The 26,151-nt window shown below is 64.8% G+C and carries 23 protein-coding genes; 12 read left to right on the plus strand and 11 right to left on the minus strand.

From position 1 onward, the window contains the following. The first annotated feature begins 34 nt into the window (after nucleotides 1–34). From H535_RS0113010 to H535_RS0113020, 3 genes are all read left to right on the plus strand, one after another. Nucleotides 35–1,495, plus strand: coding sequence for a benzaldehyde dehydrogenase (locus H535_RS0113010; RefSeq protein WP_026819894.1), 1,461 nt, complete (start codon nucleotides 35–37; stop codon nucleotides 1,493–1,495). Nucleotides 1,496–1,642: 147 nt separating this feature from the next. Then, nucleotides 1,643–2,122, plus strand: coding sequence for an SDR family oxidoreductase (locus H535_RS25325; RefSeq protein ID WP_281171253.1), 480 nt, complete (start codon nucleotides 1,643–1,645; stop codon nucleotides 2,120–2,122). Between the two features lie 79 nt (nucleotides 2,123–2,201). Further along, the gene (locus tag H535_RS0113020) at nucleotides 2,202–2,804 is read left to right on the plus strand and encodes a nucleotidyltransferase family protein (RefSeq protein ID WP_035769550.1); all 603 of its coding nucleotides are present in this window, start codon (nucleotides 2,202–2,204) and stop codon (nucleotides 2,802–2,804) included. A gap of 43 nt (nucleotides 2,805–2,847) precedes the next feature. On the opposite strand, the gene H535_RS0113025 is transcribed toward H535_RS0113020, so the two are convergent. After that, a complete protein-coding gene (locus H535_RS0113025; RefSeq protein WP_026819896.1) occupies nucleotides 2,848–3,504 on the minus strand; it encodes a maleylpyruvate isomerase N-terminal domain-containing protein in 657 nt (218 codons plus the stop codon). Nucleotides 3,505–3,568: 64 nt separating this feature from the next. Here H535_RS0113025 and H535_RS25330 point away from each other — a divergent pair, with 64 nt between their 5' ends. Then, nucleotides 3,569–4,831 carry a dicarboxylate/amino acid:cation symporter gene (locus tag H535_RS25330; protein WP_035769551.1) on the plus strand — a complete coding sequence of 421 codons (1,263 nt, stop codon included), beginning with the start codon at nucleotides 3,569–3,571 and terminating at the stop codon, nucleotides 4,829–4,831. Between the two features lie 80 nt (nucleotides 4,832–4,911). Here the strand turns inward: H535_RS25330 and H535_RS0113035 are convergent, their stop codons facing one another. Continuing rightward, nucleotides 4,912–6,147, minus strand: coding sequence for an XdhC family protein (locus H535_RS0113035; RefSeq protein ID WP_026819897.1), 1,236 nt, complete (start codon nucleotides 6,145–6,147; stop codon nucleotides 4,912–4,914). A 294-nt stretch (nucleotides 6,148–6,441) separates the two neighbouring features. Here H535_RS0113035 and H535_RS0113040 point away from each other — a divergent pair, with 294 nt between their 5' ends. From H535_RS0113040 to H535_RS27805, 4 genes are all read left to right on the plus strand, one after another. Next, nucleotides 6,442–8,028 (plus strand): xanthine dehydrogenase small subunit, encoded by a 1,587-nt coding sequence (locus tag H535_RS0113040; RefSeq protein ID WP_026819898.1) that lies wholly within the window; start codon nucleotides 6,442–6,444, stop codon nucleotides 8,026–8,028. Beyond that, nucleotides 8,025–10,457, plus strand: a complete 2,433-nt coding sequence (xdhB, locus tag H535_RS25335; RefSeq protein ID WP_051299223.1) for a xanthine dehydrogenase molybdopterin binding subunit — start codon at nucleotides 8,025–8,027, stop codon at nucleotides 10,455–10,457. The genes H535_RS0113040 and xdhB overlap by 4 nt, the downstream gene beginning before the upstream one ends. A 1-nt stretch (nucleotide 10,458) precedes the next feature. After that, complete coding sequence (xdhC, locus tag H535_RS0113050; protein ID WP_026819899.1) at nucleotides 10,459–11,259, plus strand: xanthine dehydrogenase accessory protein XdhC; 801 nt, start codon at nucleotides 10,459–10,461, stop codon at nucleotides 11,257–11,259. Nucleotides 11,260–11,628: 369 nt separating this feature from the next. Beyond that, nucleotides 11,629–13,581 (plus strand): HNH endonuclease signature motif containing protein, encoded by a 1,953-nt coding sequence (locus H535_RS27805; protein WP_051299225.1) that lies wholly within the window; start codon nucleotides 11,629–11,631, stop codon nucleotides 13,579–13,581. A gap of 203 nt (nucleotides 13,582–13,784) precedes the next feature. Here H535_RS27805 and H535_RS0113060 read toward each other — a convergent pair whose 3' ends face one another. Both H535_RS0113060 and H535_RS0113065 read right to left on the minus strand, forming a co-directional pair. Beyond that, nucleotides 13,785–15,305, minus strand: a complete 1,521-nt coding sequence (locus tag H535_RS0113060) for an NCS2 family permease (protein ID WP_081416674.1) — start codon at nucleotides 15,303–15,305, stop codon at nucleotides 13,785–13,787. Between the two features lie 11 nt (nucleotides 15,306–15,316). Next, complete coding sequence (locus H535_RS0113065) at nucleotides 15,317–15,808, minus strand: nucleoside deaminase (protein ID WP_026819901.1); 492 nt, start codon at nucleotides 15,806–15,808, stop codon at nucleotides 15,317–15,319. Between the two features lie 336 nt (nucleotides 15,809–16,144). Between H535_RS0113065 and H535_RS0113070 the strand changes: the two genes are divergently transcribed. Together H535_RS0113070 and H535_RS0113075 are read left to right on the plus strand one after the other, a co-directional pair. Further along, nucleotides 16,145–17,161: an adenosine deaminase gene (locus tag H535_RS0113070; RefSeq protein WP_026819902.1), complete on the plus strand. Its 1,017-nt coding sequence runs from the start codon at nucleotides 16,145–16,147 to the stop codon at nucleotides 17,159–17,161. A 36-nt stretch (nucleotides 17,162–17,197) separates the two neighbouring features. After that, nucleotides 17,198–17,560, plus strand: coding sequence for a TraR/DksA family transcriptional regulator (locus H535_RS0113075; protein WP_026819903.1), 363 nt, complete (start codon nucleotides 17,198–17,200; stop codon nucleotides 17,558–17,560). Between the two features lie 98 nt (nucleotides 17,561–17,658). Here H535_RS0113075 and H535_RS0113080 read toward each other — a convergent pair whose 3' ends face one another. From H535_RS0113080 to H535_RS0113105, 6 genes are all read right to left on the minus strand, one after another. Next, nucleotides 17,659–18,894, minus strand: coding sequence for a metal-dependent hydrolase family protein (locus H535_RS0113080; protein WP_026819904.1), 1,236 nt, complete (start codon nucleotides 18,892–18,894; stop codon nucleotides 17,659–17,661). Between the two features lie 88 nt (nucleotides 18,895–18,982). Further along, complete coding sequence (locus H535_RS25345) at nucleotides 18,983–19,684, minus strand: nucleotidyl transferase AbiEii/AbiGii toxin family protein (RefSeq protein WP_211236588.1); 702 nt, start codon at nucleotides 19,682–19,684, stop codon at nucleotides 18,983–18,985. 113 nt (nucleotides 19,685–19,797) lie between these two features. Then, a complete protein-coding gene (locus tag H535_RS0113090) occupies nucleotides 19,798–20,253 on the minus strand; it encodes a hypothetical protein (protein ID WP_026819905.1) in 456 nt (151 codons plus the stop codon). Nucleotides 20,254–20,412: 159 nt separating this feature from the next. Beyond that, nucleotides 20,413–20,784, minus strand: coding sequence for a type IV toxin-antitoxin system AbiEi family antitoxin domain-containing protein (locus tag H535_RS28435; RefSeq protein ID WP_081416677.1), 372 nt, complete (start codon nucleotides 20,782–20,784; stop codon nucleotides 20,413–20,415). Between the two features lie 109 nt (nucleotides 20,785–20,893). Beyond that, nucleotides 20,894–21,772, minus strand: a complete 879-nt coding sequence (locus H535_RS0113100) for a DNA-3-methyladenine glycosylase 2 (RefSeq protein WP_026819907.1) — start codon at nucleotides 21,770–21,772, stop codon at nucleotides 20,894–20,896. Between the two features lie 5 nt (nucleotides 21,773–21,777). After that, nucleotides 21,778–23,262 (minus strand): nucleobase:cation symporter-2 family protein, encoded by a 1,485-nt coding sequence (locus H535_RS0113105; protein ID WP_026819908.1) that lies wholly within the window; start codon nucleotides 23,260–23,262, stop codon nucleotides 21,778–21,780. A 264-nt stretch (nucleotides 23,263–23,526) separates the two neighbouring features. Here H535_RS0113105 and H535_RS0113110 point away from each other — a divergent pair, with 264 nt between their 5' ends. Together H535_RS0113110 and H535_RS0113115 are read left to right on the plus strand one after the other, a co-directional pair. After that, nucleotides 23,527–24,885 carry an 8-oxoguanine deaminase gene (locus H535_RS0113110; RefSeq protein WP_026819909.1) on the plus strand — a complete coding sequence of 453 codons (1,359 nt, stop codon included), beginning with the start codon at nucleotides 23,527–23,529 and terminating at the stop codon, nucleotides 24,883–24,885. A 3-nt stretch (nucleotides 24,886–24,888) separates the two neighbouring features. Continuing rightward, a complete protein-coding gene (locus H535_RS0113115) occupies nucleotides 24,889–25,473 on the plus strand; it encodes a GNAT family N-acetyltransferase (RefSeq protein ID WP_026819910.1) in 585 nt (194 codons plus the stop codon). Between the two features lie 52 nt (nucleotides 25,474–25,525). Here H535_RS0113115 and H535_RS0113120 read toward each other — a convergent pair whose 3' ends face one another. Further along, the gene (locus H535_RS0113120; protein WP_026819911.1) at nucleotides 25,526–26,110 is read right to left on the minus strand and encodes a TIGR03086 family metal-binding protein; all 585 of its coding nucleotides are present in this window, start codon (nucleotides 26,108–26,110) and stop codon (nucleotides 25,526–25,528) included. Nucleotides 26,111–26,151: the final 41 nt, after the last annotated feature.

Raw genomic sequence — 26,151 nt, forward strand, 5'->3', positions numbered from 1 at the left:
AAGCCCATCTATCGCAACATAGGAGGAGAGAGCAATGACGTTCTTTGATTCAGCCCAGTGGGATGGACAGATGTATAGCGGCGGCTGGGTCCGCGGTGGTGGCGGCACCCAGGATGTGGTCGAGCCGGCCACCGGTAACGCCATTGGTTCGTTCGGCGTGGCCTCGGCCGACGACGTCGCGAAGGCCGCTGAACAGGCCGCCGCGGCGCAGCTGGCGTGGCAGGCGACGTCCTTCGAGGACAAGGCCGCCATCTTCCGCAGGGCCGGAGCCCTGATCGAGGAACACACCGGCGTGGCCGTCGACTGGCTGGCCCGCGAGGCCGGATCAGGTCAGGGCAAGGCCGGGTTTGAAGCTCATCTGGTGGCCACCGAGTTCTATTCCGCCGCGGCGATGGTGGAGGCCCCGTACGGCCAGTTGCTGCGTTCGGGTAAACCGCGGCTGTCCTTCGCCCGCCGGCTGCCGGCCGGCACGGTCGGGGTGATCTCCCCGTTCAACTTCCCGCAGATCCTCTCCAGCCGCTCCGTCGCCCCGGCACTGGCCGCCGGCAATGCCGTGATCCTCAAGCCCGATCCCCGCACCGCTGTCTCGGGCGGACTGTTCCTCGCCGCAGTGCTGGAAGAAGCCGGGCTGCCGCAGGGGCTGTTCCACGTGCTGCCCGGCGGGGCCGACGTCGGCGAAGCCCTGATCGAACAACCATCGGTACGGATCATCTCCTTCACCGGCTCCACCGGCGCCGGACGCGCCGTCGGCGAAGCAGCCGCCCGGCACCTGAAACGAGCCCACCTGGAACTGGGCGGCAACAACGCACTGATCGTGCTCGACGACGTCGACCTCGACGCCGCAGTCTCGGCCGGAGCCTGGGGATCCTTCCTGCACCAGGGCCAGATCTGCATGACCACCGGACGGCACATCGTCCACGAGTCCATCTACCCCGAATACGTGGAACGGCTGGCCGCAAAGGCGCAGAACCTGCCCGTCGGCAACCCCGCCACCGGCGACGCACCGCTCGGCCCGGTCATCAACGCTTCCCAGCGGGACAAAATCCATTCACTGGTGACCGGATCCGTCGACGCCGGTGCCCGACTGGCCGCCGGCGGCACCTACGAGGACCTCTTCTACCGGCCCACCGTGCTGGCCGACAGCGCCCTCGACCACCCCGGCTTCGCCGAGGAGATCTTCGGCCCCGTCGCCCCGGTGATCAAGTTCGGCTCCGTCGAAGAAGCCATCAGCATCGCCACCGCCAGCGACTACGGGCTCTCGCTGGGCATCCTCACCAAGGACGCGATGAAGGGCCTGTCCGTGGCCGACCGAGTCCCCAGCGGCATCGTCCACATCAACGACCAAACAGTCGACGACGAATCCGTCGCCCCCTTCGGCGGTGTCGGCTTCTCCGGAACCGGAGCACGCTTCGGCGGCACCGAAGCGAACCTCGAAGCCTTCACCGAGACGCAATGGGTCACCATGCAGGGAGACATCGCGCGGTACCCGTTCTAGACCCCCGCCCTTGCTCCGGGGCGGACGATGTGTAGTGCTCATCCGGTGCATCTGTCGCCGAGCTAGACAGTTTCCTGCATTGGGACCGACCAGCCGCTACATTGGTGCAGCTACCTGCCTATCTCGGCGAAGCCAGCGAAGCAGAACCTGACCGAAGACGGCTCCGAGGAGTTTGCCAAGGTCGTCTCCATCAACCTCAACGGCGTCTTCTACGGAATGAAGCACGTCCTGAAGGTGATGAAGGAACAAGGCTCGGGCTCCATCGTGAACACCGCATCCGTCGGCGGGATTCGAGGCGTCGGCAACCAGTCCGGCTACGCCGCCTCCAAGCACGGCGTCGTGTGCCTGACCCGCAACTCCGGCATTGAATACGGCCAGTATGGCGTGCAGGTCAATGCCATCGCCCCGGGAGCCATCCTGACCCCGATGGTTGAAGACTTCTTGAAGCAGATCGATCCCGAAAACTGGGAAGAGGCCGGCAAGGAATTTGTTCAGCCCAACCCGATGAAGCGCTTCGGCAAGCCTGAGGAAGTCGGCCATCTGGTGGCCTTCCTGCTCTCCGGTGACGCAGGCTTCATCAACGCCGCCGTGCTGCCGATCGACGGAGGCCAGTCATATAAATATTGAGTCATCCCACGCACTCATGAGCGGGAACCGATCGCAAATCTGCAGTGTGCTCCGATCCGGCGGGTGCTAGGTTGAGCCCATGCGAGTGACGGGCATTGTCTTAGCCGCCGGGGCGGGACGCCGGCTGGGCCGTGGGCCGAAGGCGTTGCTTCCTTACCGCGGCCGGCCCTTGGTGGAGCACGTCGCCGGAGTCCTGCTCGACGGCGGCTGTGACGACGTCGTTGTCGTATTGGGAGCCGAAGCGTCCCGGGTCCGTGACTCTGCGGACCTGGGACGCTTTACTGTGCTCGAGAATCCGGAGTGGTCCTTGGGCCTGGCCTCCTCCTTCCAGGCAGGTGTGGCGGCCGCCGGGCACGGAGATGCAGATGTGGATGTGGAAGCGGTGATGATCGCGCTGGTGGACCAACCTCGGATCCAACCCCGACTGGTGCAGCTGCTGCTGGGCAAGCACCGCAGCGGACGCATCACCGCCGCGCATTATGGCAACGGGCAACGAGCTTCACACCCGATGGTGTTCGATATCGGCCACGCCCGGAACGCCATGGAACTGGCTTCGGAAGACACTGGCGCCCGGAATTATCTGCGACAGAACCCCCAGCTCATCGACCTCGTCGACTGCACGCCATTTGGCGACGACGCCGACGTCGACACCGCCGCGGATCTGCACCTGCTGGAGGACTGATACCTCCTCCACAGGATAAATCCGCCACAAGCCGCAACTCCGCTCAGCCGAAGAGCGGCAAGCGATCTGCCAAGGGACCGAGTATCTCGTGCTCGTCCTGGTTCAACGGCAGTCGGCCGGTGCCGATCCGGATATAGCGTATGTCTTGCCATGCCTCTGGCGCTGATTCGCCCAACAGCCCGTCAAGCACCCGGCGAACTTCCTTAAGCACCGGCGCCGCGGGAGGATGAGGGAGCACCTGCTCAAGGTCAAGGTGATGAACCGCTGCTTCCACCGCCAACGTCCGCAGCAAAGAATCGACTCTCATCCTACGGTTCTGTGTCACGACGACGGCATCCGGATCTGAGTTCGCCGCTGCGTGGAGCACAGCCTGTGCTGTCTCCATGTACAGCTCGGCGGGACCTCGCACCGAGCTCCAGACGCTCGCGATGATGCGGGTGCCCCGAAGTCCCGACTGGGCAGCTTCTCCTCCTGGCTTCCAGCGTGACCAGTAAGTGATCTCATCGGTATCCGGCTCTTCCGCTGAGGGCGTTGAAAAAGCGACGAGCGCCCGTTGGCAGTCGGAGGCGAGATGAAACAGCAGGTCCCGCACAGTCCATCCCGGCAATTGGGTCGCGAACCAACCCTCTTCTTCGTCGACACGTTCGGCACGTCCCAGAATCGGCCGATAGGCCTCAGCAAGCAGTTGAGTGGAGTTCATCTCATATGCTCTACCACAGACGGCGGAACCTCGGCAGGAGCCCCCGGTCCACCCGGTATGGACGATGAAGACCCTCAAGAAGACCTGCGGCAATATGGCCACCCAGATCGGCATCGCCGCGATTGCCGGTATCGTGTTCGGTCTGATCGTCGGTGAATGGGCGAGCAACCTGCAGTTCATCGGAGACTTGTTCATCCGACTGATCCAAATGTCGATCGTCCCCCTCGTGATGGCATCGGTCATTTTCGCCACGGGGTCGATGACCGGCACGGGTGTAGGCAAGATGGCCTTCCGCACCTTCAAGTGGATGCTCTCCTTCGCCATCATCGCGGCCGTACTGGCGGTAGCGCTGAGTATTCTCATCAATCCCGGCGGCGGCCAGGTCTTTACGGGCGAAATCGACAGTTCTCTGCAGAAGGAGGCGGCGCAGCAATCGAAGGGATGGCAAGAGACGATCGTCGGCTTCGTCTCCACCAACATCTTCGAGGCCATGTCATCGGGCTCGATGGTCCCCGTCATCGTCTTTGCGCTGCTCTTCGGGATGGCGCTGAACAGGCACGTGCAGAAGACGGAGAACCGACTGCTCGTCGACTTCTTCGACCAGGCGCAGCAAGTAGTACTGATCACCATTCGCCTCGTGATGTACATTGCGCCGATCGGGGTCTTTGCCCTGCTCGCCTCGCTGGCAGGTGACGTGGGATTCGCCGTCGTCACCACCGCACTGAAGTACCTCGGAGCCACGTTGATCGGCGTCATCATCCTCACGCTGTTGTTCGTGATAGTGGTTTCGGTACGGACGGGCCTCAATCCATGGAAACTGCCCAGGAAACTCGCCGAACAGACGACGGTGGCCATTACCACCACCAGTTCGGCCGTCACCTTCCCCACGGTGCTGAAGAATACGGTGGAGAAGGTCGGTGTGAGCAAGCGCTGCGCGGACTTCGCCCTCTCGATCGGTTTGACCATGGGTTCATATGGAGCCGTGCTCAATTACACGATCGCCATCATGTTCCTCGCCCAGGCCGGAAACGTTGACCTCAGCGCCGGCCAGATCATCATGGGAATGGGGCTTGCGATCCTCCTCAACATGGGGACCATCACCGTCCCGGGAGGTTTCCCCGTGGTTGCGCTGTTCCTTGCTTCCGCGCTGAATCTGCCGATCGAGGCAGTGGGTCTGCTGATCGCCGTCGATTGGTTCTCCGGCATCTTCCGCACGTTCCTCAACGTCAACGGCGACACCTTGGTCGCGATGCTGGTGGCCAATGCGAGTGACGAGATCGATCGAGACGTCTACGCAGAAACCGGAAAGAAAGCCGCTATGGCGTAGCGATTACCTCCCAACATGCCGGCCCGGGCGGCACCACGATGGGTCGCCCGGGATCGCTGCCGTTGGAGGCCCGAGTAGCTCTAGTCGTGACGTGTGGCGGATACATGATGCCACGGCTCCGCTGCATGTCCGTGGATCGGCCCGCTCAGCCTGCTCAAGGGTTCCACCGGCTGCCAGCGATGATGGCGGTTGCGGCCGGCCACGATTTCGGCGGTGATGGACACGGCAACTTCTTCGGGAGTCACCGCACCCAGATCCAGCCCGATGGGTGAGTGCAGCAGCTCCAGTTGCTCCGGCCGCATCCCCGCTTCCGCCAGGGCGGCCGTGCGCTGGGCATGGCTGCGGCGCGACCCCATGGCCCCGATGTATTGCACCGGCAGGGTCAGCGCCAATTGCAGCAGCGGGATATCGAACTTCGGGTCGTGGGTCAGCACGCAGATCGCGGTGCGTCTATCCACCCGCTGCGCGTCCACCTCGGAGCGCAGGTACTGGTGAGGCTGGGCGACGACGACGTCATCGGCATCCGGGAAGCGCGCGGCGGAGGTGAAGGAACGCCTGGCATCGCACAGCGTCACCCGGTAGCCAAGCGCCCTGCCCATCTTCGCCAGCGCTGCACTGAAGTCGTTGGCGCCGAAAATCAGCAGCCGTGGCGGTTCCAGCCGGGTCTCCACGAGCAGGCTGATGTAGTCGTCCCCGCACACCTCCCGGTGGGGCGAGACGCGGATGGTCCCGGTCTGGCCGTTGGCGACCATGGTCTGGACCTGCGACGCCGCGGCGTGCGCGGCGTTCCGGTCTCCGGTCAGCACCTCCAGCCTGCCGACGTCGTCGTCGGTGGGGAAATCAGCCGGTTCCAGTACGACGACGGCGGTCAGCGGGCCGTCGTCGAGCCTGCGGATGAGGGCAGCGGGGGTGTCTGATGGTCGCTCCGCCAGCTTTGACATTCGTTTCAGGTCGACCAGCTGGTCGCTGGCTCTCCCGGTGCGTGCTTCTCCGTCGCGACCTTCCGGATAGAACGGCTGGATCAGCACATCGAGCACTCCCCCGCAGGTCAGGCCGACGGCGAAGGCGTCCGCATCGCTGTAGCCAAACTGTTCGCGGCGGCTGGTGCCGGTCTCCATCGCATCCCGGCAGGCCTCGAAAACGGCACCCTCCACACACCCGCCGGACAGTGACCCGGCGACCTCGCCGTCGTCGTTCACGGCCATGCCGGTCCCGACTGCCCGCGGCACTGACCCCGTCGCCGAGACGATGGTGGCGACGGCGAACCGGGTGCCGTCGCGGAGCCAGGGCGAACAGGAATTCAGGATATCGAGCATGAGCTCCGTCCTTCGTCGTGGTGCTGAAAACTAAGACCTGTTGACTTGAATTATGAATCGGTCCGGAAGGTCCTGTCACGACAAGCTTTCCATCATCAGCGTCAGGATGCTTGCCAAATCTATACCTGCGCCGCGGTGAAAAGTGCGTTACACTGGCACCTAACGTCGTGATTTGGGTCACGGCAACCTGGGAGTAGCAGACAGGATAAAAATGGGCTGACGTCATCGACGTCGGCCCTTTTTTCGTATCAGGGGGTCCACATGCACCCCAACAAACCAAGCGGGAGCACGACCATGAATGAAGCAACCGTCAATGGCCAGCAACGCGCGCTCACTGGCATCGGCGCACACACGACGGCGCTCGACTGGCTGCGCAGCTGCGGTCTGACCGGAGCCAAGGAGGGGTGTGCCGAAGGCGAGTGCGGCGCGTGCGCAGTGCTTGTCGCCCAACCCGCCGAGTCCGGTCGCTCCGCCGAGTCCGGGCAGTCCGTCGCGTCTGGGCAGTCCGACGGCGCAGACGGCGCAGACCAGACGCAATGGGCGTCGGTGAACTCGTGCCTGATCCCCGCCGCGGCGCTCAACGGCCAGGAAGTCGTCACCTCTGAAGGACTGGGGAGCCCGGCCGACCTGCATCCTGTGCAATCGCAGATGGCGGCGAACGGCAGCTCCCAGTGCGGCTACTGCACCCCCGGCTTCGCGTGCAGCATGGCCGCGGAATTCTACCGGTGCGGCCGTGCCGGCGAGGCTGCCGACGTCGACGGCGAGCGCTCCACCGATGGCGCGGTTACGGACGACGGCGGGAAACCTGCCGACGGCGCGGTCCCCGCCGATGGCACAGTTCCAGACGACGAACACGGGCCCAACGGCTTCGATCTGCACGCCCTCAGCGGCAACCTGTGCCGCTGCACCGGCTACCGCCCGATTCGCGACGCCGCCTTCGCCCTGGGCGCCCCGCAAGACGATGACCCGCTGGCGGCCCGGCGCCGGAAACCCGCTCCGGGCCCGGTCGCCACCGACATCACGGGCGACGACGGCCGATTCGTCCGCCCCGCAACCCTCGGCGAAACCCTCGACCTGATGGCCGGCAACCCGGATGCCACCGTGGTCGCCGGTGCCACCGACTTCGGCGTCGAAGTCAACCAGCGCGGACGCCGGGACCCGCTGCTCATCGCCGTCGACAGGATCGATGAACTCAGGACATTCGAGGCCACCGACAGCCACGTCGAAATCGGCGCGGCGCTGTCGCTGTCCGAGGTCGAGCGGAAGCTCGACGGGCGCCTGCCGCTGCTGGAAGGGATGTTCCCCCAATTCGCCTCGCGGCTGATCCGCAACCGGGCCACGATCGGCGGAAACCTCGGCACCGGATCGCCGATCGGCGACGCGCCGCCCGCCCTGCTGGCGCTCGGCGCCCGGATCGTGCTGGTCTCCCCCGCGGGCGAGCGCGAGGTCGACCTCGACGGATACTTCACCGGCTATCGGCAAACCGTCCGCCGCGACGACGAGCTCATCAAGTCCGTCAGGATCCCCCTTCCGGTGGCGCCGCTGACGGCGTTCCACAAGATCGCCAAACGGCGTTTCGACGATATTTCCAGCGTGGCGATCGCCATCGCGGGTGAAGTCGCCGACGGCGTGATCACCCGCGCCCGTATCGGGATCGGAGGAGCCGCCGCCACCCCGCTGCGCGCCCACGACACCGAACGGGCGCTGCTGGGCAACCCGTGGAACGAGGCAACCATCAACGAAGCGGCCGCCGTCCTCGGCGCCGAAGGCACGCCCATGGATGATCACCGTGCCAGTGCCGCCTATCGACAGTCCATGCTGGCACAGGCACTGAAGAAGTTCCACGCCGAGAACGACGAGACTCTGGAGGTTTCGGCATGAGCCGCCTAGCCGAACGGCCCGCGAACCCAAGCGTCGGCAAGCCCGACCCGCATGAGAGCGCGGCCGGTCATGTCACGGGCCACGCCCTCTACACCGACGATATTTCCACGGCCAGGACCGACGCGCTCACCGCGTGGCCGGTTCAGGCACCGCACGCGCATGCCCGCGTGACGGCCATCCGCACCGAGGCTGCCACTGCGGTTCCCGGCGTCGTGCGCGTGCTGACCGCAGCCGACGTGCCGGGGGTCAACGACGCCGGAGAGGGCGGCGACGAGCCGCTGTTCCCGGCCGAGGTGATGTACTACGGCCACCCGGTGTGCTGGGTGCTCGGTGAAACACCGGAGGCTGCGCGGATCGGGTCCAACGCCGTCGAAGTCGACTACGAGGAGCTGGACTCGCTGATCACGGTCGCCGACGCGGTGGCCGCGGGTTCCTACCAGGGCAACCACCGTGTCTCGCGACGCGGCGACCCGGAGTCCGCCCTCGACGAGGCGGCGCACGTGTTCTCCGGCGAGATCGAGACCCACGCCCAGGAACACTTCTACCTGGAGACGCACGCGGCCTTGGCCTACGTCGACGAGAGCGACCAGCTGTACGTGCAGTCCAGCACGCAGAATCCCAGCGAAGCCCAGGTCATCGTCGCCCAGGTCCTCGGGTTGAGCAGCCACGAGGTCACGGTGCAGTCGCTTCGGATGGGCGGCGGATTCGGCGGCAAGGAGACCCAGCCGCACGGCCTCGCCGCCGTCGCGGCCCTGGGCACCACCCTGACCGGACGTCCGGTTCGCCTGCGGCTGAACCGCAACCAGGACATCACCATCACGGGCAAGCGGCCCGGCTTCCGGATGTCGTGGAAGGCCGGGTTCGACGACGCCGGCAAGCTGGTCGGTCTCAAGGCGACCATGACGCCCGACGGCGGGTGGAGCCTGGACCTGATGGAACCGGTGCTGTCCCGGGCCCTGTGCCACATCGACAACGCCTACTGGATTCCCAACATTGAGGTCGATGGACGGACGGTGAAGACGCACAAGACCTCGCACACCGCGTTCCGCGGGTTCGGCGGGCCGCAGGGCATCTTCCTGATTGAGGACGTTTTCGGCAGCAGCGCCCCGGCCTTGGGCATCGACCCGGCCGAACTGCGCCGCCGCAACTTCTACCAGCCCGGACACACGACCCCGTACGGACAACCGGTCCGCGACTGCGAGCGGATGCCGGCGATCTGGTCGCAGCTGCGCCAGGAGTCCGACTTCGCCGCCAGGAGCGCGGAAGTCGAGTCCTTCAACGCCGCGCATCCGCATACCAAGCGTGCTTTGGCGATCACGCCGCTGAAATTCGGGATCTCGTTCAACCAGACGAGCATGAACCAGGCCGGCGCCCTCGTGCTGGTGTACAAGGACGGGTCCGTGCTGATCAACCACGGCGGCACCGAGATGGGCCAGGGCCTGCACACCAAGATGCTGCAGGTCGCCGCCACGGCGCTGGGCCTTCCGCGAACCGCAGTCCGGCTTGCCCCGACCCGCACCGACAAGGTCCCGAATACGTCGGCGACGTCGGCAAGCACCGGAGCGGACCTGAACGGCGGCGCCGTGAAAAACGCCTGCGACCAGATCCGGGACCGGATGGCGGACGTGGCGGCCGGGATGCTCGGCGTGGAGCCGGCGGACGTCGACTTTTCCGGCGGCATGGTCAGTGCGTCAGGTGCCTCCGGGTCAGGTGCCTCCAGGTCCGGCGCGTCCAGCGCGTCCAGCGCTTCCAACCGCGAACTGACGTTTGCCGACGTCGCGCATGAGGCCAACGCCAAGCGAGTCCAGCTCCACGCCGCCGGGTATTACCGGACCGAGGGCCTGCAGTGGGATCCGGAGACCTGGACCGGAACGCCATTCAAGTACTTCGCCTACGGTGCCGCGGCGGCCGAAGTCGAGGTCGACGGGTTCACCGGCGCCTACCGCACCCGCCGGGTCGATATTGTCCAGGACGCCGGGGACTCGCTCTCCCCCATGATCGACGTTGGGCAGATCGAGGGCGCATTCGTCCAGGGCGCGGGGTGGCTGACCCTCGAAGACATGCGGTGGGATACCTCCGACGGACCAACCCGTGGCCGGCTGCTGACCCAATCGGCGAGCACGTATAAGCTGCCCAGCTTTTCGGAGATGCCCTCCGAACTCAACGTCACCCTGTTCGACGAGGCGCGCGAAGACGGCGCGATCTACGGCTCGAAGGCCGTCGGCGAACCGCCGCTGATGCTCGCCTTCAGCGTGCGGGAAGCGCTGCGCCAGGCGGTTGCGGCGTTCGGCCCGGCCGGACGGAAGGCGGAACTTGCCCATCCGGCCACGCCGGAGGCCGTGTTCTGGGCCCTCGAGGCGGCACGGGACGCGGCCCGGCAGCCGGCCACGGACACGACGACACCCAACCCCACACTCACGGGCGGCTGAGATGGACTGGCTGACCGGCGTCGAACACTTCCGCAGCTCACGGCAGCCCGGCGTGATCGTCACCGTTGTGTCCTCGCGCGGACACGCGCCCAGGCGCGCCGGCGCCAAGATGGCGATTTCATCCGACGCGGCGTGGGGCAGCGTCGGCGGCGGCAATCTGGAGGCGACCGCCGTCAAGCGTGCCCGCGAGCTACTGGAAGACCGCATTTCGGAGCCGGAAATGATCACGCTGCAGCTCAGCGACAAGGCCCCGGCAGAACACGGTGTCCAATGCTGCGGCGGCGAGGTCACCATGCTCGTCGAGCCGGTGCGCCTGCCGGCCGCCGTCGCCATTTTCGGGGTCGGCCACGTGGGGTTGGAGCTCGCACGCATCCTGGCGAGGCACGACGTCGAGCTTCACTTGGTCGATTCGCGGGCGGATATGTTGAAGCCGGACCGGCTCGCAGTGCTGGACGACGCCAACGCCGACATCCGCGCCCATCATGAGCCGATTCCCGAGACCGCATTGCGCGATCTCCCGCACGCGACGCACATCCTGATCATGACCCACGACCATGCCGAAGACGCGGCCCTGTGCGACGCCGCGCTGCGGACGCCGTCGGTGGCCACGATCGGACTGATCGGTTCACAGTCGAAGTGGCGGCGATTCCAAAAGCAGCTGCGGGAAGTGGGGCATTCCGACGACGCGATCGACCGCATCCAGACGCCCATCGGGATCTCCGGCATCGCATCCAAGGAACCGGCCGCCATCGCCGTCGCCGTGGCCGCCGGCCTGCTGCAAACCCTGGAATCGGCGGACTAGTCAGCTAGCCAGGGCGCTGGGAGCGGGCGGGGCCCGGGCCGGTGCACATCACGTCTCACACGCCACCGCTGGCGAAGCAGGCCATCAATCACCGGCTGAGCAAAAATCGTCAACCGGCCGGGCGGCGCCACCTGCCGAACAACAGACCCGCTAGCCTGCACGTCGACCAGCCAGAGGCGCGGTGGACTGTGAAACTGCACTCTGGCAGCGGTGCGAGCGCACGGTCAGGCCGCTTATAGGCCCCGGGAACGTGTGCACGTCGCCCCCGGCCACTACGGCTCAAGTGGACGCGATTTTTCGTTATCTTACCGTTATGTACGATGGCTTCCCTGTGCCTATTTTGTCGTACCCGGGTGGTTGGCTATGGGTATGGGAGTCCATAGCAGCTTTGACGACGACGGCGGTGGCCGGCCCGGTGCCGGCGCCGGTGCCAAGGGCCGCAGTGCCTTTGACGACGCCGCTGCGGGTGCCTCTGGTGACGCGGGTGCTGGTGCTGGCGCTGGTGGTGAGTCGGTGTTTGAACCGTTGTTGGTGACGCTGTTTCTGGAACGTGACGTGATCCGTGGCGCGGGGTTTAAGGACAAGCCGGTGCTGGCCCGGGGCATTATCAACGGGCTGACCCGCCTGGATCCTGAAGCGTTGGATTATCGGCAGGCGGTGGCGTTGCTGGACGAGGCGTCCAGGCTGGCCTCCGCGGCTGAGGCGTTGAAGGTGAGGGCGGTTTCCCGGGTGTGTGCCACGGCCGGGGACCGGGTTGATGAGCAGGATGTGTTGCCGCCGTCCGGTCCCGATGCTGACCAGTTGGCGTCGATGGTCGCGGAGTCGGAGATTGGCACGGTGCTGGATTTGTCGAAGCGGGCGACGGACAAAGTCATCGGGCACAGTCGCCTGCTCACGACCGGCCTGCCGGCCACGTTGGATGCTCTGGCGCAGGGGGTGTTGCATCCGGATCAGGCCGAAGTGATTGCCGATCAGTGCGGGTCCCTGCCGCGTGAGGCGTACCCCGACTTTGAGGCCGAGATGGTGGGCTTCGCTCCGGGGCGGGCGAGGCACCTGGTCGCGGCGAAGGCACGCCGGGTGCGGGAACGCTCCCACCCGGAGACGATCACACGCCGTAAGGCAAAGGCAGCCTCCGACCGGACGGTGGTGGTGGAGCCGGTCGAGGACGGGATGTGCTGGTTGAGCATGTATTTGCCGGCCGAGGCGGCGGTGGCGGCGTTTAACCGGCTGACCGGCCTGGCCCGGTCGCTACAGGGCCCCGGAGAACCACGTGATCTCGCCCAGTTGCGCGCTGATGTGGCTGCGGACCTGCTCCATACCGGCACCGGCACCGGACTACCACCAGCGGCCCTAACCGGCAGCCCCAACGATGGGTTCTACGGCACAAATCCGCCACCGGGGGTCCCGACCGGGCCCGCAGCACCCGGCACCGCCGGATCAGTGCCCGGGTCGGCTGGTGGGACAGTCGGGGCAGCCGGAAGCACCGGATCGGCCGGAAGTGGCGGTGGTGTCGATCCGCCTGCCTGTGGTGATCCGCCGGGTTCGGGTCGGATTCCGAATTATGCCGGGATTAAGGCTGAGGTGACCGTGGTGGTGCCGGTGTTGACGTTGATGGGGTTATCGGATGAGCCGGCCGATCTGGAAGGGTACGGTCCCATCGATGAGGACACCGCCCGACAACTGTCCGCGAATGCTCCGTCGTTCAAGCGGTTACTGACTCATCCGGAGACCGGTGCGCCGCTATCCTATGGGCGGGACAGTTATGCGGTGCCCAAAGACCTGCAAAGAATGGTCCGGCTGCGCGACCGCACCTGTCGCGGGTACGGGTGCAACAAAGCCGCCCGTCACTGCGACCTCGACCACACCGTCCCCTACCCGACAGGGCAGACCGAACTGACGAATCTGAAACCACTCTGCAAACCCGGCCACGCGCTCAAGACCGCGAAACTCTGGCGGGATACCCAGCACCGCGACGGCAGAGTGGACTGGACCTCACCGGCAGGCAGGAAATACTCCAACACCCCCGAAGGCCCACTACCGGAGATGCGACCCGCCCCCGACATCGCCACCCTGCTCAAGACAGCCAAAAAGCAGGCAGACAACTGCGGCAGGGCGGACAACGCACCGGCAAAGCCGGCCAAGCCGACAAAGCAGGCCAACGGATCAAGCCGACGCGGCACCGGCAACGAAAAGCACGGCACCGGAGCCAAACCGGCCCGGAAGGACCCATGGCAAATACCTAAAGCCAAGACGGACGACACCGCCGGCAACGCGACGAACAGGAAATCAGTACACGACCCCGACGACCCAGCACCCTTCTGAACTCCGAGACCCGCGCACGGCGACTTCGGCCAGACGACGGATCGTATGGTGCTAGCGCTGCCGCAAGCCGCCACAGCCAGAAGCTGACCGTGACGTTCGTTCGCTGATGCCCCGCAGGCACCGTTGTCGCAGTCGGAAAGAGACATCCCGGGTGAGCGCGAATTTCAACGCTCGCCCGGGAGGCCTTTCAGTCGGTGGGGCCGCTACCCCACGCCGAGGATCTGCCGGATCGGGCCGACCCCGAAGTAGATGACAAACGCGGCCGAGACCAGCCACATCAGCGGGTGGACCTCCCGCATCCGCCCCTGGCACAGCCGGATGATGACGAACGCGATGAACCCGGCGCCGATACCGTTGGCGATCGAATACGTAAACGGCATCAGCGTGAAGGTGAGGAACGCGGGGATCGTGATCCCGTAGTCCGACCAGTCGATGGTGCTGATCTGGGTGACCATCATGAAACCGACGACGACGAGCGCCGGCGCCACCGCCTCGAATGGGACGACGGCGACCAGCGGCGCGAAGAAGGCCGCGGCGATGAAGAGCGATCCGGTCACGACGCTGGCCAGACCGGTCCTCGCCCCTTCCGCAATGCCCGCTGCGGATTCCACGAAGATCTCATTGGCCGACACGCCGCCCAGCCCACCGGCCATGGCACCGGTCGCGTCGACCAGCAGCACGCGATTGGCATTCGGGAAATTGTTGTCCTTATCGAGCAGCTTCGCCTCGCTGGCCAATCCGGTCATTGTTCCCATCGCGTCGAAAAACACGCTGAGCAGGATGGTGAACGTCAGCAGTACAGCGGAAATGGCTCCGACGCTGGCGAAGGCGCCAAAGAGGTCCACATCGCCGAAAAGCGACAGGTCCGGCACGGAGAAGAACTCGTCCGGGATCGCCGGCACCACCAGCGACCAGCCGGACGGATTCTCCGCACTGGAGGGCACATTCGCAAACAGCTGCACCACCATCGCGAATATCGCGGAGGCGACGATGCCGATCAGGATGGCACCCTTGACCTTGCGCACCACCAGGACGATCGTCAGCACCAACCCCAGCACGAAGACCAGCGTGGGCCAGCCCAGCAAGGATCCACTCTGTCCCAGCTGCACCGGCACCGTGGTCCCCGCGGCGTCAGGCACGCGGCGCACGAATCCGGAGTTGACCAGCCCGATGAACGCGACGAACAGCCCGATTCCCACCACGATGGCCGTCTTCAACCCGGCCGGCACCGCCCTGAACACTGCCTCACGGAACCCGCACAACACCAGAATGAACATGATGATGCCGGCGATCAGGACAAGGCCCATCACGTCAGGCCAGGTCAGGTTCGGCGTGGTGGCGATAGTGGCGGAGACGAAGGCGGTGACGCCCAGTCCGGCCGCAAGAGCAAACGGATACTTCGCCACCATTCCCATCAGGATGGTCATCACGCCGGCGACGATGGCGGTCACGGCCGCGACCTGCGGCACGCCGAGGGTCTGGCCCGAGCCGTCGGGGCCACTGAGGATCAGCGGATTGAGCACCACGATGTAGCACATCGCGAAGAAGGTGGCGAAGCCGCCGCGAAACTCCCTCGAATACGAGGATCCCAGCCGTGTGATGCCGAAGTAGCGATCAATCGGACCCGGCCTGCGGCCGTTGCCGGATGTGCCTGACGCGGGCGGGCCCGGGGGCTGCTTTCGAGCGCCGGTCTTGTTCGTGCCGAAGCGTGTCGATATTGCCATGACCGCGGCTCTCAGTAGGCGACCCGCGTGGAATTCTCGTTCCACGCATCGAAGGGTGCGACAGCGACGACGCCGTCCGGTTCCATCTGCCGCACTGGCATCGATCGCTGCTCAACGGGCGTGTCGAAGTAGTCGTAAAAAGCGGCGTCGTCGAACCCGGCCGCCGCCGCATCGTAGCGGTCTGCGGCAAAAACGACATGATCAATGCGGGCCCACAGCGCGGAGGCCAGGCACATGGGGCACGGCTCGCAGCTGCTGTAGAGGACGGCCCCATCGAGGTTGAACGTCTCCAACCCCGAGCAGGCCGCGCGGATGGCCGTCACCTCTGCGTGGGCGGTGGGATCGTTGGATTCGGTGACTCGATTCAGGCCATCGAACGCTCTGCCGTCTGCGGTGACGACGACGGCGCCAAACGGCCCGCCGTTGTTAGCCACGTTCTCCGCTGCCATGGTCACAGCCCGGGACAAGTAGTGTCCGGCGTCGGGGTGGTTTCGATTATTCATAAGGCGACTCCCTGAGGACAGCAGCGCGCCAAGTGGAGGCAAGCAGCCCATCCGGCGGTATTTCGCCCGATAGCCGCGGGCCGGCATCAGTTCGCCGCTGCATTCAATGCGAAGGTTCAGTTGCGCCTGGTAGATAGCACCGGATTCTTCAGGTGCCCGCCGTTGGCTGGTGTCGAGCCTAACAGAGAGTTGTGAGCCACGCCATAGGCAAATGAAATTTAGTTTTCAAATCCCGAAAGTCGAAATGCGCACATGGCTTGCCCTGGAGGCCGCATTCACGGAGGGTGGTGTAGGACACTTTTGAAAATTCGATTTCAAATCATGAAAGCAGGCATCATGAGACCCTTGCCCGCCGCGGAACTCCACCTGCACATCGAAGGGACCCTGGAACCGGAGCTCATCTTTGCGCTGGCCGCCCGCAATGGCATCGACCTGCCCTACGCCGATATCGGGGATCTGCGCCGCCGCTACGAATTCACCGACCTGCAGTCCTTCCTGAACCTGTACTACAACAATATGGCTGTGCTGCAGACCGAGGCGGACTTCACCGAGATGACCCGTTCCTACCTCGGCCGGGCGGCGGCCGCGGGTGTGAGGCATGCGGAAATCATGGTGGACCCACAGGCGCACACGTCCCGTGGGGTGCCGCTGGAAAACTGCATCAACGGGGTGGCCGCCGCGCTGGCCAGTAGCGAAACTGAATTCGGCATCAGCACCGAACTGATCGCCGCTTTCCTGCGCGATGAACCCGTCGATGATGCGCTGGCCGTACTGGAGAGCCTGCTTGCCATGGAAGCGCCGATCATCGGCATTGGGCTGGACTCGGCCGAGGTCGGCCATCCACCGCGGGATTTCGCGGCCCTCTATGAGCGTGCGCATGAAGCCGGATTGAAATGTGTGGCCCACGCCGGCGAGGAAGGCCCGGCCGACTACATCCGCCAGGCCCTGGACCTGCTGCAGGTGGACCGGGTGGACCACGGCATCCGATGCATGGATGACGAGGCGCTGGTGGAACGGCTCGCGGCCGAGCAAACGCCATTGACCGTCTGCCCGCTCTCGAACGTACGCCTGCGCGCCGTCGACACCCTGGCCGTGCACCCGCTGCCCCGGATGCTGGAGCGGGGACTCAACGTCTCCATCAACTCCGACGATCCCGCCTACTTCGGCGGCTACCTCGACGACAACGTAGCCCGTTTGCTGGAGACATTTGACCTGAGCACGACGCAACTGGTCCGGTTAGCCGAAAACTCCGTGCGGGCCGCCTTCATCTCCAACGAGCGGCGCCGTGAGCTGCTCGCGGAGATCCAGCAATGGCAGTCTGAGCACGCCCCGGCAGCCGAATCGCCGACTTGAACCGCCATGGCGCCCAGACCCGCTAGGTTGGTCCCCATGAACGTTGACACCGAACGACGGTTCCGGGCGCTACTCGAATCCGAACGGGCCGAGCGCCAGGCACTGATCAGCTCACTGCAGAAAGACATCGCCGCCGTCGGCGAGGCCCGCCAGGACTCCAACGTCGACGACGAGCACGACCCCGAAGGCTCGACCATTGCCTTCGAACTTTCGCAGGCCTCAACCCTGCTGGCCGACAGCTCCAACCGCCTGAAGGAAATCGACGCCGCACTGCAGCGGCTCGACGACGGCACCTACGGAATCTGCGCGGTGTGCGGGGAACCAATTCCCGAAGGCCGCCTCGAAATCCGGCCGTGGACGCACTACTGCGTCCGCCACGCATCCTCGGCTATTCCCTGAAAGATCGATGGGCAGTTCGCGGAACCAGGTAATGATGAGAGTTGGGTAGTCACACTATGCGCCCACTGCTGTCCAACTCGAAATGGGTGGATCATTGGTCATCGAACCTGGCGGCCGTCCATCCACACCTGGTCGATCATGTTCTTCAGCCCGGCCAGCTGGTCGGCAGACTCGAGCTTTCCATCCAGCACCACGGCGTCTGCCGCGTGATCCTGCGTCAGCCGGCCCACGGGTGTGCCGGCGTGGATCAGCTCGCCGGCGACGGACGTGGTGGCGGCCAGTACCTGCTCCAGGTTCATCCCGACGTCCGACAGCAGCGCCAATTCCTCCAGGTTCTCGCCGTGGACACCGACGCCGGAATCGGTCCCCATACCAATACGTACCCCGGATTCAACGGCACGGGCGATGGATTCGCGGTGGATGTCCGCCACCCGGTGAGCCTTGGCGATGACCTGTGGCGGTAGCCCGCTGGCGCCGGCGTCGGCCTTGCGGATCACGGCCCGCGGGGCGGCAAGCGTCGGGACCAGGTAGGCGTCCTTGTCGAGGAAGAGCTGGATCGCTTCGTCGGTGAGGTAGATGCCGTGTTCGATGCTGCGCACGCCGGCTTCGAGGGCGTTGATGATTCCCGCTGTCCCCTGCGCGTGGGCCATCACGTATTTGCCCTGCATTCCGGCTTCCTCCACGATCACGCCAATTTCCTCGCGCGTAAACTGGGAATGCGCGGGATCATCGGCCGGTGAGAGGACGCCTCCGGTGGAGCAGATCTTGATGTGATCCGCCCCGGCCCGCAGCATACGCCGCGTTGTCTTCCTGACTTCCTCGACGCCGTCGGCGATTCCGTCCGGGCGGCCGGGGTGCGGTCCAAGGGCAGGGGAACTGACGCCGGATGGTTGCCAGAAATCGCCGTGCCCGCCGGTCTGGGACATGATGCTGATGGCCAGCCGCATTCTCGGGCCTTCGATCAGACCGGTGTCGACAGCGGTCTTGGCGCCCAGGTCGGCGCCTCCGGCGTCGCGCACGGTGGTAATGCCGGTGTGCAGGGTGGCCTCCAGATTCCGCACGGATTCGTAGAACTGCAGCGAAAACGGCTGCAGGAAGCCTTGGACCGAGCCGGGATTGGAGGTGGTGGCGTGGACGTGCAGGTCGATCAGGCCGGGTAGCACTGTCTTGCCGGTGCAGTCGACGACGTCGGCATGGGAGTAAGCGGGTTCGTGGCCGGCATCTGGCCCGACGGCGGCAACGGATCCGCCGTCGAAGACCACGTCGTTGCTGCCGTGCAGGAACTGCGTTCCATCGAAGACGTGTGCGTTCCGGAAGACGATTGGCTGGGACACCCTTTACCCTTTCGCTGGCGGCCGTGGGCGTCATCACCCACAGCCCCATCCTAACGAAATTGGCCGCGGCGCCAGTGATAGGCCAAGACTATGCCGATTCAAACGTCGTGTATTCTCCGCATGCTTGGACTCTGCGCGCCATTGGTGGATATTGGTTTTCCCAATCAGAAGGCGGATCGAATATTAGACTTCCCTCAAGTTCCCGCATCGCCCATTCTGATCTGAGAGCGACAGATAAGGAGTCGCCGTCGATGTTCTGGCTGCGGGCAAGGACCACGAGGTCGACAAGGTCGCGCACCCGGCTGGATCTGCCACCCGAGGAACCATACCGTGCCTGGGTGGCGCATACCTTGTCCGCTACGTGATCCACAACGGGATACAGTTGCATTCTTATGGGACTCATTCCCTCAATCTCGAACACCGACTGAGCGACTTCCTCGGGGGCCGAGGTCATGACCGGGCCAACCACCAGATCCACCTTGACCGGATTTAGTTTCGTTATTCCACAATAGGCATCGAAGATCACTCGGCACCCTTCCACAGCTGGCTGGTCCTGTCCCTGACCGCCGGGAACTCGCTGGACTGCTTCAAATCGAAGATGGTCGTCTACCCCGCGATTAGCTGCAGTAATAAGTTCGGCATAGGCAGATTCGAGGTCGTCAAGTTGGCGCAGCAAATCGACATCCTGCGTCGTGCGGGCGTCGGCCACCCGGGCCAGGACCGCGCTGCATCCTTTCAGCACCCGTTGTTCCTTCGCGCTGAAAATTCGAACGAGAAACCTCTCATGCACGAATTGGCGCAGGATCTCATCGACGGGGCGGCCGTTGTCCTTTGCTGCATTCTTCGCGTGCTATGTGATGGCCCGCCAGAAAGCCTGGCTGGTTTTGTAACTTGCAGGAGCCCTCATTGGTCTGTCTCTCCATTGGCGTCTTCTGCAACCGTCTCGGCAGCCGAACTCCTCGCCATCGGCTTCGCGCGTGTGCGAGACACCTCGTCGCGCATAGCGGCTTGAAGCGCGGCGTTCTTGCCGATTAGAGTTCCTACAGATTTTATGCTGGGTGCTGCAGAGTTCGTGAGCGCCTGGGCAGTCGCGGGGCCTACGTCGAGTATCGCTGCCCGTTTGAGCGCCTGGACAGTCGAGGGGACCATATCCGGGACGGGCATTCCCTCGATGAGGTCCCGGTACTGCTGGACAGCGGACGTGGCGATGAACCGGCCAATGGCTGATTCCGCGATGGACTTGGTCAGCGCCGCGGCGCTGAGTCCCACTAGGTCCAGCAGGTACTCCAGAAGCTCAGGCCCATCCCGGTGACCTGTGCGATGAGCAACCTGCTCCAGTTTCCCGCTGAGCTTTGACATGTCCAGAATGCCGGAACGATGACCATCTTCGATGGCAGTTGCGACATGCGTGAGGTCGTGATGGTCGCGAATGAGGTCAGCGATGGTTCGTTCCGGCCCTGTGGTGGGGAGCCCGTCAACGAGCACGACATCGTCTGGCGAAATCTGGAGCCGGTGAAGTCACATGGTACGGACCGTTTGTTTCCGACGGAGCGTATTGAATTCGGGAACGTCGTGCAGCAGATCGCCCATGCCGTGCAGGCGGGCCGCGGAGGAATGGGAAGCGACAATCCCTTCCCTGTCATTGGTTACCCGTTGCTCCGCAGTGGAGCCTGAACCCAGGCTTAGCCAGGCGGCGTGGAGAGTTTGGAACCTGTCGGTGCTCGACGTCACGCCATAGACGCCTTGCTCTACACGTTCAAGCATGCCTTTTCGGGCGAGCCTCCCCAGCTGCACCCGACTGACCCCATGCTCCGTGGCCTGCTTGGTGGTCAGCAGCCCCCATTGGCTGCCCGCGAGGTCACTCACCGTAGCAACCACTTCAGAACTCATGCTGAGTTTGTATCAATATAAGATACAAACTCAGTACCGATGTGACTATCGACTTTCTTACTGATTTGGCACCAGAGAGGAAGCGAGCCAAAAACGCCGGCCGCTTTGCTTAGGCGTAGGCGTCCTGCGTCCACAGGTGGAACAGTGCATACGCGCGGTGTGGGCGCCAGGGCTCTGACAGCGCCGAGGCCTGGGCTGCGGTCTTGACGCCGAGCGCACGGCGGAGCACCAGATCGCCGGATGGATAGGCATCCCGGTCCGCATTGACCCGTACGGCCAGGTAATCCGCCGTCCATGGGCCGATGCCGGCAATGGCGAGGAGCGCTGTCCGAGTTTCCTCCTGGTGGGCCCCACGAACCAGCCGCAATGTGCCGGAAGCGGCGGCCGCTGCCACCGCATGGACAGTCTTCGCACGGGAGCCGGTCAGCCCAACGGCCGCTCGCAGTTCCTCCACTGGGACGGCGGCCAGGGTTTCGGGGTCCGGAAACGCCAGGTACCCGTCGGACACCGAAGTTCCATACGCCTCCGCCAACCGGCCGCCGAAGGTGCGCGCCGCGGCAAGCGAGACTTGCTGACCCATCACGGTCAGCACGGCCGTTTCGAACCCGTCCACCGTTCCCAGCACCCGCAGCCCGGGCCGCTTCGCCACCAGTGGGGCAAGTTGCGCGTGGTTGCTGAGCGCGGCGTCGATAATCGCCGGATCGGCGTCGAGATCGAGCCAGTGCCGCACCCGTTGTTCCACCTCGTCGGCGATGGCTGAGGCGGCTGGGGCAGGCACGGCTTCCCGTGTCCTAATCGTCAAGTCCACCTGCCCCGGAACCTGGAATCCAACGGTGACGACGACGGGACCGCCGCCGGTCTTGATGGTCCGGGTATGGGTCCGCGCCGCCGGGTCCGTCGCCTCCAGTCCGGGGACCGCGTGGGCCGCGAGCGCCGCCAGTAACGCGTCGGAGGCGTAGGGCTGGCGGTAGGCCAGGGTGCGGTGCATTCAGCTCATTCCTTGTCGACTCCCTCTTCGGCTACCGGTACTTCCTTCCCGTCGCAGTCCAGCACTTTGCCATCCTTGATGGTATCGCCTTCCCGGAATGCCTTGAGCTGCTCGGGGCGGATGGACCGCGCCGTGCCAGCCACAAACACGGAGGAGTCTTTCGCGTTGCCAACCTTGATACGGTTGAACACCACATTCAGCAACACCGCCATCACCGCGGCGGAGCTGATGCCGGAGTGGAAGATGGTGGCGAACCAGTCGGGGAAGTTGTCATAGAAAGTGGGGGCGACAATCGGGATCATCCCGAACGCCAGCGACGTCGCCACGATCACCAGATTCATGTTGTCTTTGTAGTCCACTTTGGCCAGGGTGCGGATGCCGCTGGCGGCCACAGTGCCAAACAGCACCACGCCTGCCCCGCCGAGCACCGGCGTCGGAACCGCCGCGACCACCCGGCCGAGCACCGGCAGCAGCCCCAGCACCAGCATGATGACGCCGCCGGCGCTGACCACAAACCTGCTCTTGACGCCCGTAATGGCCACCAGTCCCACGTTCTGGGCGAACGCGGTTTGGGTGAAGGAGTTGAAGATCGGCGCGATCGCGCTGGAGAGCATGTCCGCGCGCAGTCCGTCGCCGATCCTGCGCGATCCGGTTTCGGTGTCCACGATTTCGCCCACGGCGAGGATATCCGCCGTCGTCTCCGTCATGGTCACCAGCACCACAATGGTCATCGAGATGATGCTGGCGACTTCGAAGACCGGCCAACCGAACGCGAATGGCTGCGGAACCGCGATAATCGGCCCATCGGAGACGTTGGAAAAGTCGGTCATCCCCAACGCGGCGGCGATCAAGGTGCCCGCCACGATGGAAATCAGGATCGACAGCCGGGAGATAGCGGCGCTGCCGATCTTGCTGCACACCAGCACGATCAACAGCGTCAACGCGGCCAGCCCGATGTTGGCCAGACTGCCATAGCTTTCCGCTTCCGAGTCCCCGCCCATCGCCCAGTTCGCCGCAACCGGCATCAGGGTCAAGCCAATGGTGGTAATGACAATTCCCGTCACCACCGGCGGGAAGAAGCGGATGACTTTGGCGAAGAAGGGCGCAATCACCAGGCCAATGACGCCGGCCGCGAGCACCGAGCCGAAGACTGCCTGGATGCCGCCACCGGTTTCGAGGATGGCAATCATCGTCGCGACGCCGGCGAAGGAGACACCTTGGACCAGTGGCAGCTGGGAGCCGAAGAAGGGTATCCCCCAGCTCTGCAGGATGGTCGCCGCTCCGCCGATGAAGAGAGCCGAGGCGATCAGCACGGCAATTTCATCCGGCCCCAGTCCGGCCGCCGACCCCACGATCAGCGGGACGGCGATGATGCCTCCGTACATCGTCAGGACGTGCTGCAGTCCGAACGTGAAGGACCGCCCCACCGGCAATCGTTCGTCCTCAGGCCTGTTCCTGTTCTTAACAGCCTTAGCTGCGTTCCGCTTCATAGCCGACCTCTCATATCCGACGGCGCGCTCCCCACGCGCCAAGCATGACAGTGACATTACTCACGGCGCGGAGCTTTGCGCAATAGTTTTTTGAAATTCTTTTTTCAGATTATGAAACTTCGTCGCGGTTGCGGTGGTATGGTGATTGCTATCCGTTGAGGCGGATCCTGGATCAGCAGACAGGACAACACTGAGCTGGCGGCATCGATGCCGGTGGCAGCCGGTATTGGCCGGTGCCGCGTGCGCATCGAGCGAAGGATTCCCATGACCGAGAAGCGGCTATGGCTGCGCAATCCGAGGGGCGTTTTCACCGCCAACGACCTGGACGCTGACGGCGGAGTGGTGGTTGAAGGCAGCTCAATCGTGGAGCTGGTCCCCGCGGGGCAGAGGCCCGCAACCGGTTATGACGAGGGCTTTGAAGCCCGCGACCATGTCATTCTCCCCGGGCTGGTCAACACGCATCACCACTTCTACCAAACGCTGACCCGCGTCTGGGCGCCGGTGGTCAACGTCCCGCTGTTCCCGTGGCTGGTTAACCTGTATCCCGTGTGGGCGCGGCTGACTCCGCGCGATCTGGAGCTGGCGACCACTGTTGCCCTCGCCGAATTGCTGCTGTCCGGATGCACCACGGCGGCGGATCACCACTACCTCTTCCCGGGCGGGATGGAGGATTCGATCGATATCCAGGTCTCCGTGGTCAGGAATTTGGGGATGCGTGCCCTTCTCACCCGTGGCTCCATGACTCTGGGCGAGGACGACGGCGGCCTGCCGCCCCGGCAAACCGTCCAGCAAGCGGAGGTCATCCTGGCCGACAGCAAACGGCTGATACAGCAGCACCACGAGCGCGGCCACGGCGCCCGGATACAGATCGGACTGGCACCATGCTCGCCGTTCTCGGTCACCACGGACATCATGCGCGACAGTGCCGCAATGGCCGCCGAGCACGATGTCCGGCTCCATACCCACTTGGCGGAGACAATCGACGAAGAGGATTTCTGCCGCGACATGTTCGGACTGCGGACCGTCGATTACCTGGAGAGCGTGGGCTGGCTGTCACCGAGGACCTGGCTGGCCCACGGCGTGCACTTCAATGATGAGGAGATCGCGCGGCTGGGTGCTGCCGGCGTCGGCATTGCCCACTGTCCGACGTCGAACATGCGGCTGGCCTCCGGGATCTGCCGGGCTGTTGAGCTGGAAGACGCCGGCGCCGTCGTCGGCCTTGGGGTGGACGGCTCGGCTTCCAACGACGGATCCAACCTGATGCTGGAAGCCCGGCAGGCACTCTACGTGCAACGGCTGCGCTACGGGGCCGAGCAGGCAACACCCGAGCGGGCGCTGGGGTGGGCCACCAAAGGTTCCGCGCGCGCCTTGGGGCGGGACGACGTCGGCGAGATCGCCGCGGGCAAGCAGGCTGACCTGGCGCTGTTCAAGACGGACGACATTCGTTTTTCGGGTAGCCACGATCCGGTCGCCGCGTTGCTGCTGTGCGGGGCCGAACGTGCAGACCGGGTGATGGTCGGCGGGCAATGGCGGGTGGTCGACGGAGAGATCGACGGGCTGGACCTGCCGGCCTTGATCGCGGAGCATTCCGCCGCCGCCCGCCGGATGGTCGCGGGAATGTAGGAGATGGGAACCATGGGTTGGGAGACGTATCCACTGACGCCGGACCGGTTCGAAGACTTTTCTGACGTTATCAATCCGAACCGCCGCGCGAACCATTGCTGGTGCCTGTCACAACGGCTGAGCACCGGCGATATTGAGCGGCTCGGCGATGGGGACCGCGAGCAGGCCATGCGCCGGCTGTGCGAACGTGACCATCCGCCCGGCGTGGTGACCTACTTCGACGGCGACCCGGTGGGCTGGTGCAATATCGGCCCCAGGGCAGAGATGAGCCGCCTGGCGCGCTCGCGCACCATCCGCCCGGTGGACGATGTGCCCGTGTGGAGCATCATCTGCATTGTCGTCCGTCCCGGGCATCGGCGGCAGGGCGTGACGGGCCAGCTGCTTGAAGGCGCGATTGACTATGCCACCTCGCACGGGGCTCCCGCCGTGGAAGCTTATCCCGTCGACCCTGCCGACCGGATGGATACGGTGATGGCCTACGTGGGAACCAAACCGATGTTCGAGCGGGCTGGATTCCGGATGATAGGAACCACCGGCGCCGTGTCGAGCCGCTTGCCGCGATTGATCATGCGGCTGGACCTCGCTTGACCCGGTAGGTGATGCGCGTGGCCAACGGCGTCCCGCTCGTCCGAGCTCCCCATCATCGTCGCGCACCTGCCCATGCCGGGTCCCGGCCGGTCAGGCCAATAACCCGGTCCACCAGCGGCGCATGATCGGCCACCGCTACCGGCGCGTCGAACAGGCCGGGCGTTCCCTGAGGATTCTCGGCCACTGATGCTTGCAGGAACCCGTAGGCGACTTCCAACAGGTGAGGCGGACAGGTGAACTCCTGACCGCTTGCGGCCGCGATATCCCACCCGTGCACAATGACTTCATCAAGGGCGACCAGCCCAGCAACATCTCCGGGCAGGTCCACACCGCCCGCTTGGGTGAATCCTTCCCACGCCTCGTCTTTGCGCCACGCTTGGGCGAGCGCCGCCAGCCGCTTCGGAATGTACGAGCGCCAGCCCAAATTCAATCGGGACATGTCAGCACTTGGCCCCGCTCCTGCCTCCAGGCTGGTCTTGGATGCCGCAGCGGTAAAGGCCAGGGACAAGCCGGCGACATGATCAATCAGGTCCCCGAGGGACATATCCGGACACGGGGTAGGTACATACAGCTGATGGTCGGCAACTCCCCGAATCAGCTCTGCCATCGTGTTGGTGGCCGGTTCCAGATCGAGCATGGTTCCTCCTATGGGCGGGTGCACCGATAAGACGATTGAAG

This window comes from Arthrobacter castelli DSM 16402 (genome assembly GCF_000430705.1).
GTDB classification, from domain to species: domain Bacteria; phylum Actinomycetota; class Actinomycetes; order Actinomycetales; family Micrococcaceae; genus Arthrobacter_C; species Arthrobacter_C castelli.

Coding starts and splice junctions, on each gene's coding strand:
- H535_RS0113010 (WP_026819894.1), top strand. CDS start 35: ATGACGTTCTTTGATTCAGCCCAGTGGGATGGACAGATGTATAGCGGC.
- H535_RS0113020 (WP_035769550.1), top strand. CDS start 2,202: ATGCGAGTGACGGGCATTGTCTTAGCCGCCGGGGCGGGACGCCGGCTG.
- H535_RS0113025 (WP_026819896.1), bottom strand. CDS start 3,504: ATGAACTCCACTCAACTGCTTGCTGAGGCCTATCGGCCGATTCTGGGA.
- H535_RS25330 (WP_035769551.1), top strand. CDS start 3,569: ATGAAGACCCTCAAGAAGACCTGCGGCAATATGGCCACCCAGATCGGC.
- H535_RS0113035 (WP_026819897.1), bottom strand. CDS start 6,147: ATGCTCGATATCCTGAATTCCTGTTCGCCCTGGCTCCGCGACGGCACC.
- H535_RS0113040 (WP_026819898.1), top strand. CDS start 6,442: ATGAATGAAGCAACCGTCAATGGCCAGCAACGCGCGCTCACTGGCATC.
- xdhB (WP_051299223.1), top strand. CDS start 8,025: ATGAGCCGCCTAGCCGAACGGCCCGCGAACCCAAGCGTCGGCAAGCCC.
- xdhC (WP_026819899.1), top strand. CDS start 10,459: ATGGACTGGCTGACCGGCGTCGAACACTTCCGCAGCTCACGGCAGCCC.
- H535_RS27805 (WP_051299225.1), top strand. CDS start 11,629: ATGGGAGTCCATAGCAGCTTTGACGACGACGGCGGTGGCCGGCCCGGT.
- H535_RS0113060 (WP_081416674.1), bottom strand. CDS start 15,305: ATGGCAATATCGACACGCTTCGGCACGAACAAGACCGGCGCTCGAAAG.
- H535_RS0113065 (WP_026819901.1), bottom strand. CDS start 15,808: ATGAATAATCGAAACCACCCCGACGCCGGACACTACTTGTCCCGGGCT.
- H535_RS0113070 (WP_026819902.1), top strand. CDS start 16,145: ATGAGACCCTTGCCCGCCGCGGAACTCCACCTGCACATCGAAGGGACC.
- H535_RS0113075 (WP_026819903.1), top strand. CDS start 17,198: ATGAACGTTGACACCGAACGACGGTTCCGGGCGCTACTCGAATCCGAA.
- H535_RS0113090 (WP_026819905.1), bottom strand. CDS start 20,253: ATGTCAAAGCTCAGCGGGAAACTGGAGCAGGTTGCTCATCGCACAGGT.
- H535_RS28435 (WP_081416677.1), bottom strand. CDS start 20,784: ATGAGTTCTGAAGTGGTTGCTACGGTGAGTGACCTCGCGGGCAGCCAA.
- H535_RS0113100 (WP_026819907.1), bottom strand. CDS start 21,772: ATGCACCGCACCCTGGCCTACCGCCAGCCCTACGCCTCCGACGCGTTA.
- H535_RS0113105 (WP_026819908.1), bottom strand. CDS start 23,262: ATGAAGCGGAACGCAGCTAAGGCTGTTAAGAACAGGAACAGGCCTGAG.
- H535_RS0113110 (WP_026819909.1), top strand. CDS start 23,527: ATGACCGAGAAGCGGCTATGGCTGCGCAATCCGAGGGGCGTTTTCACC.
- H535_RS0113115 (WP_026819910.1), top strand. CDS start 24,889: ATGGGAACCATGGGTTGGGAGACGTATCCACTGACGCCGGACCGGTTC.
- H535_RS0113120 (WP_026819911.1), bottom strand. CDS start 26,110: ATGCTCGATCTGGAACCGGCCACCAACACGATGGCAGAGCTGATTCGG.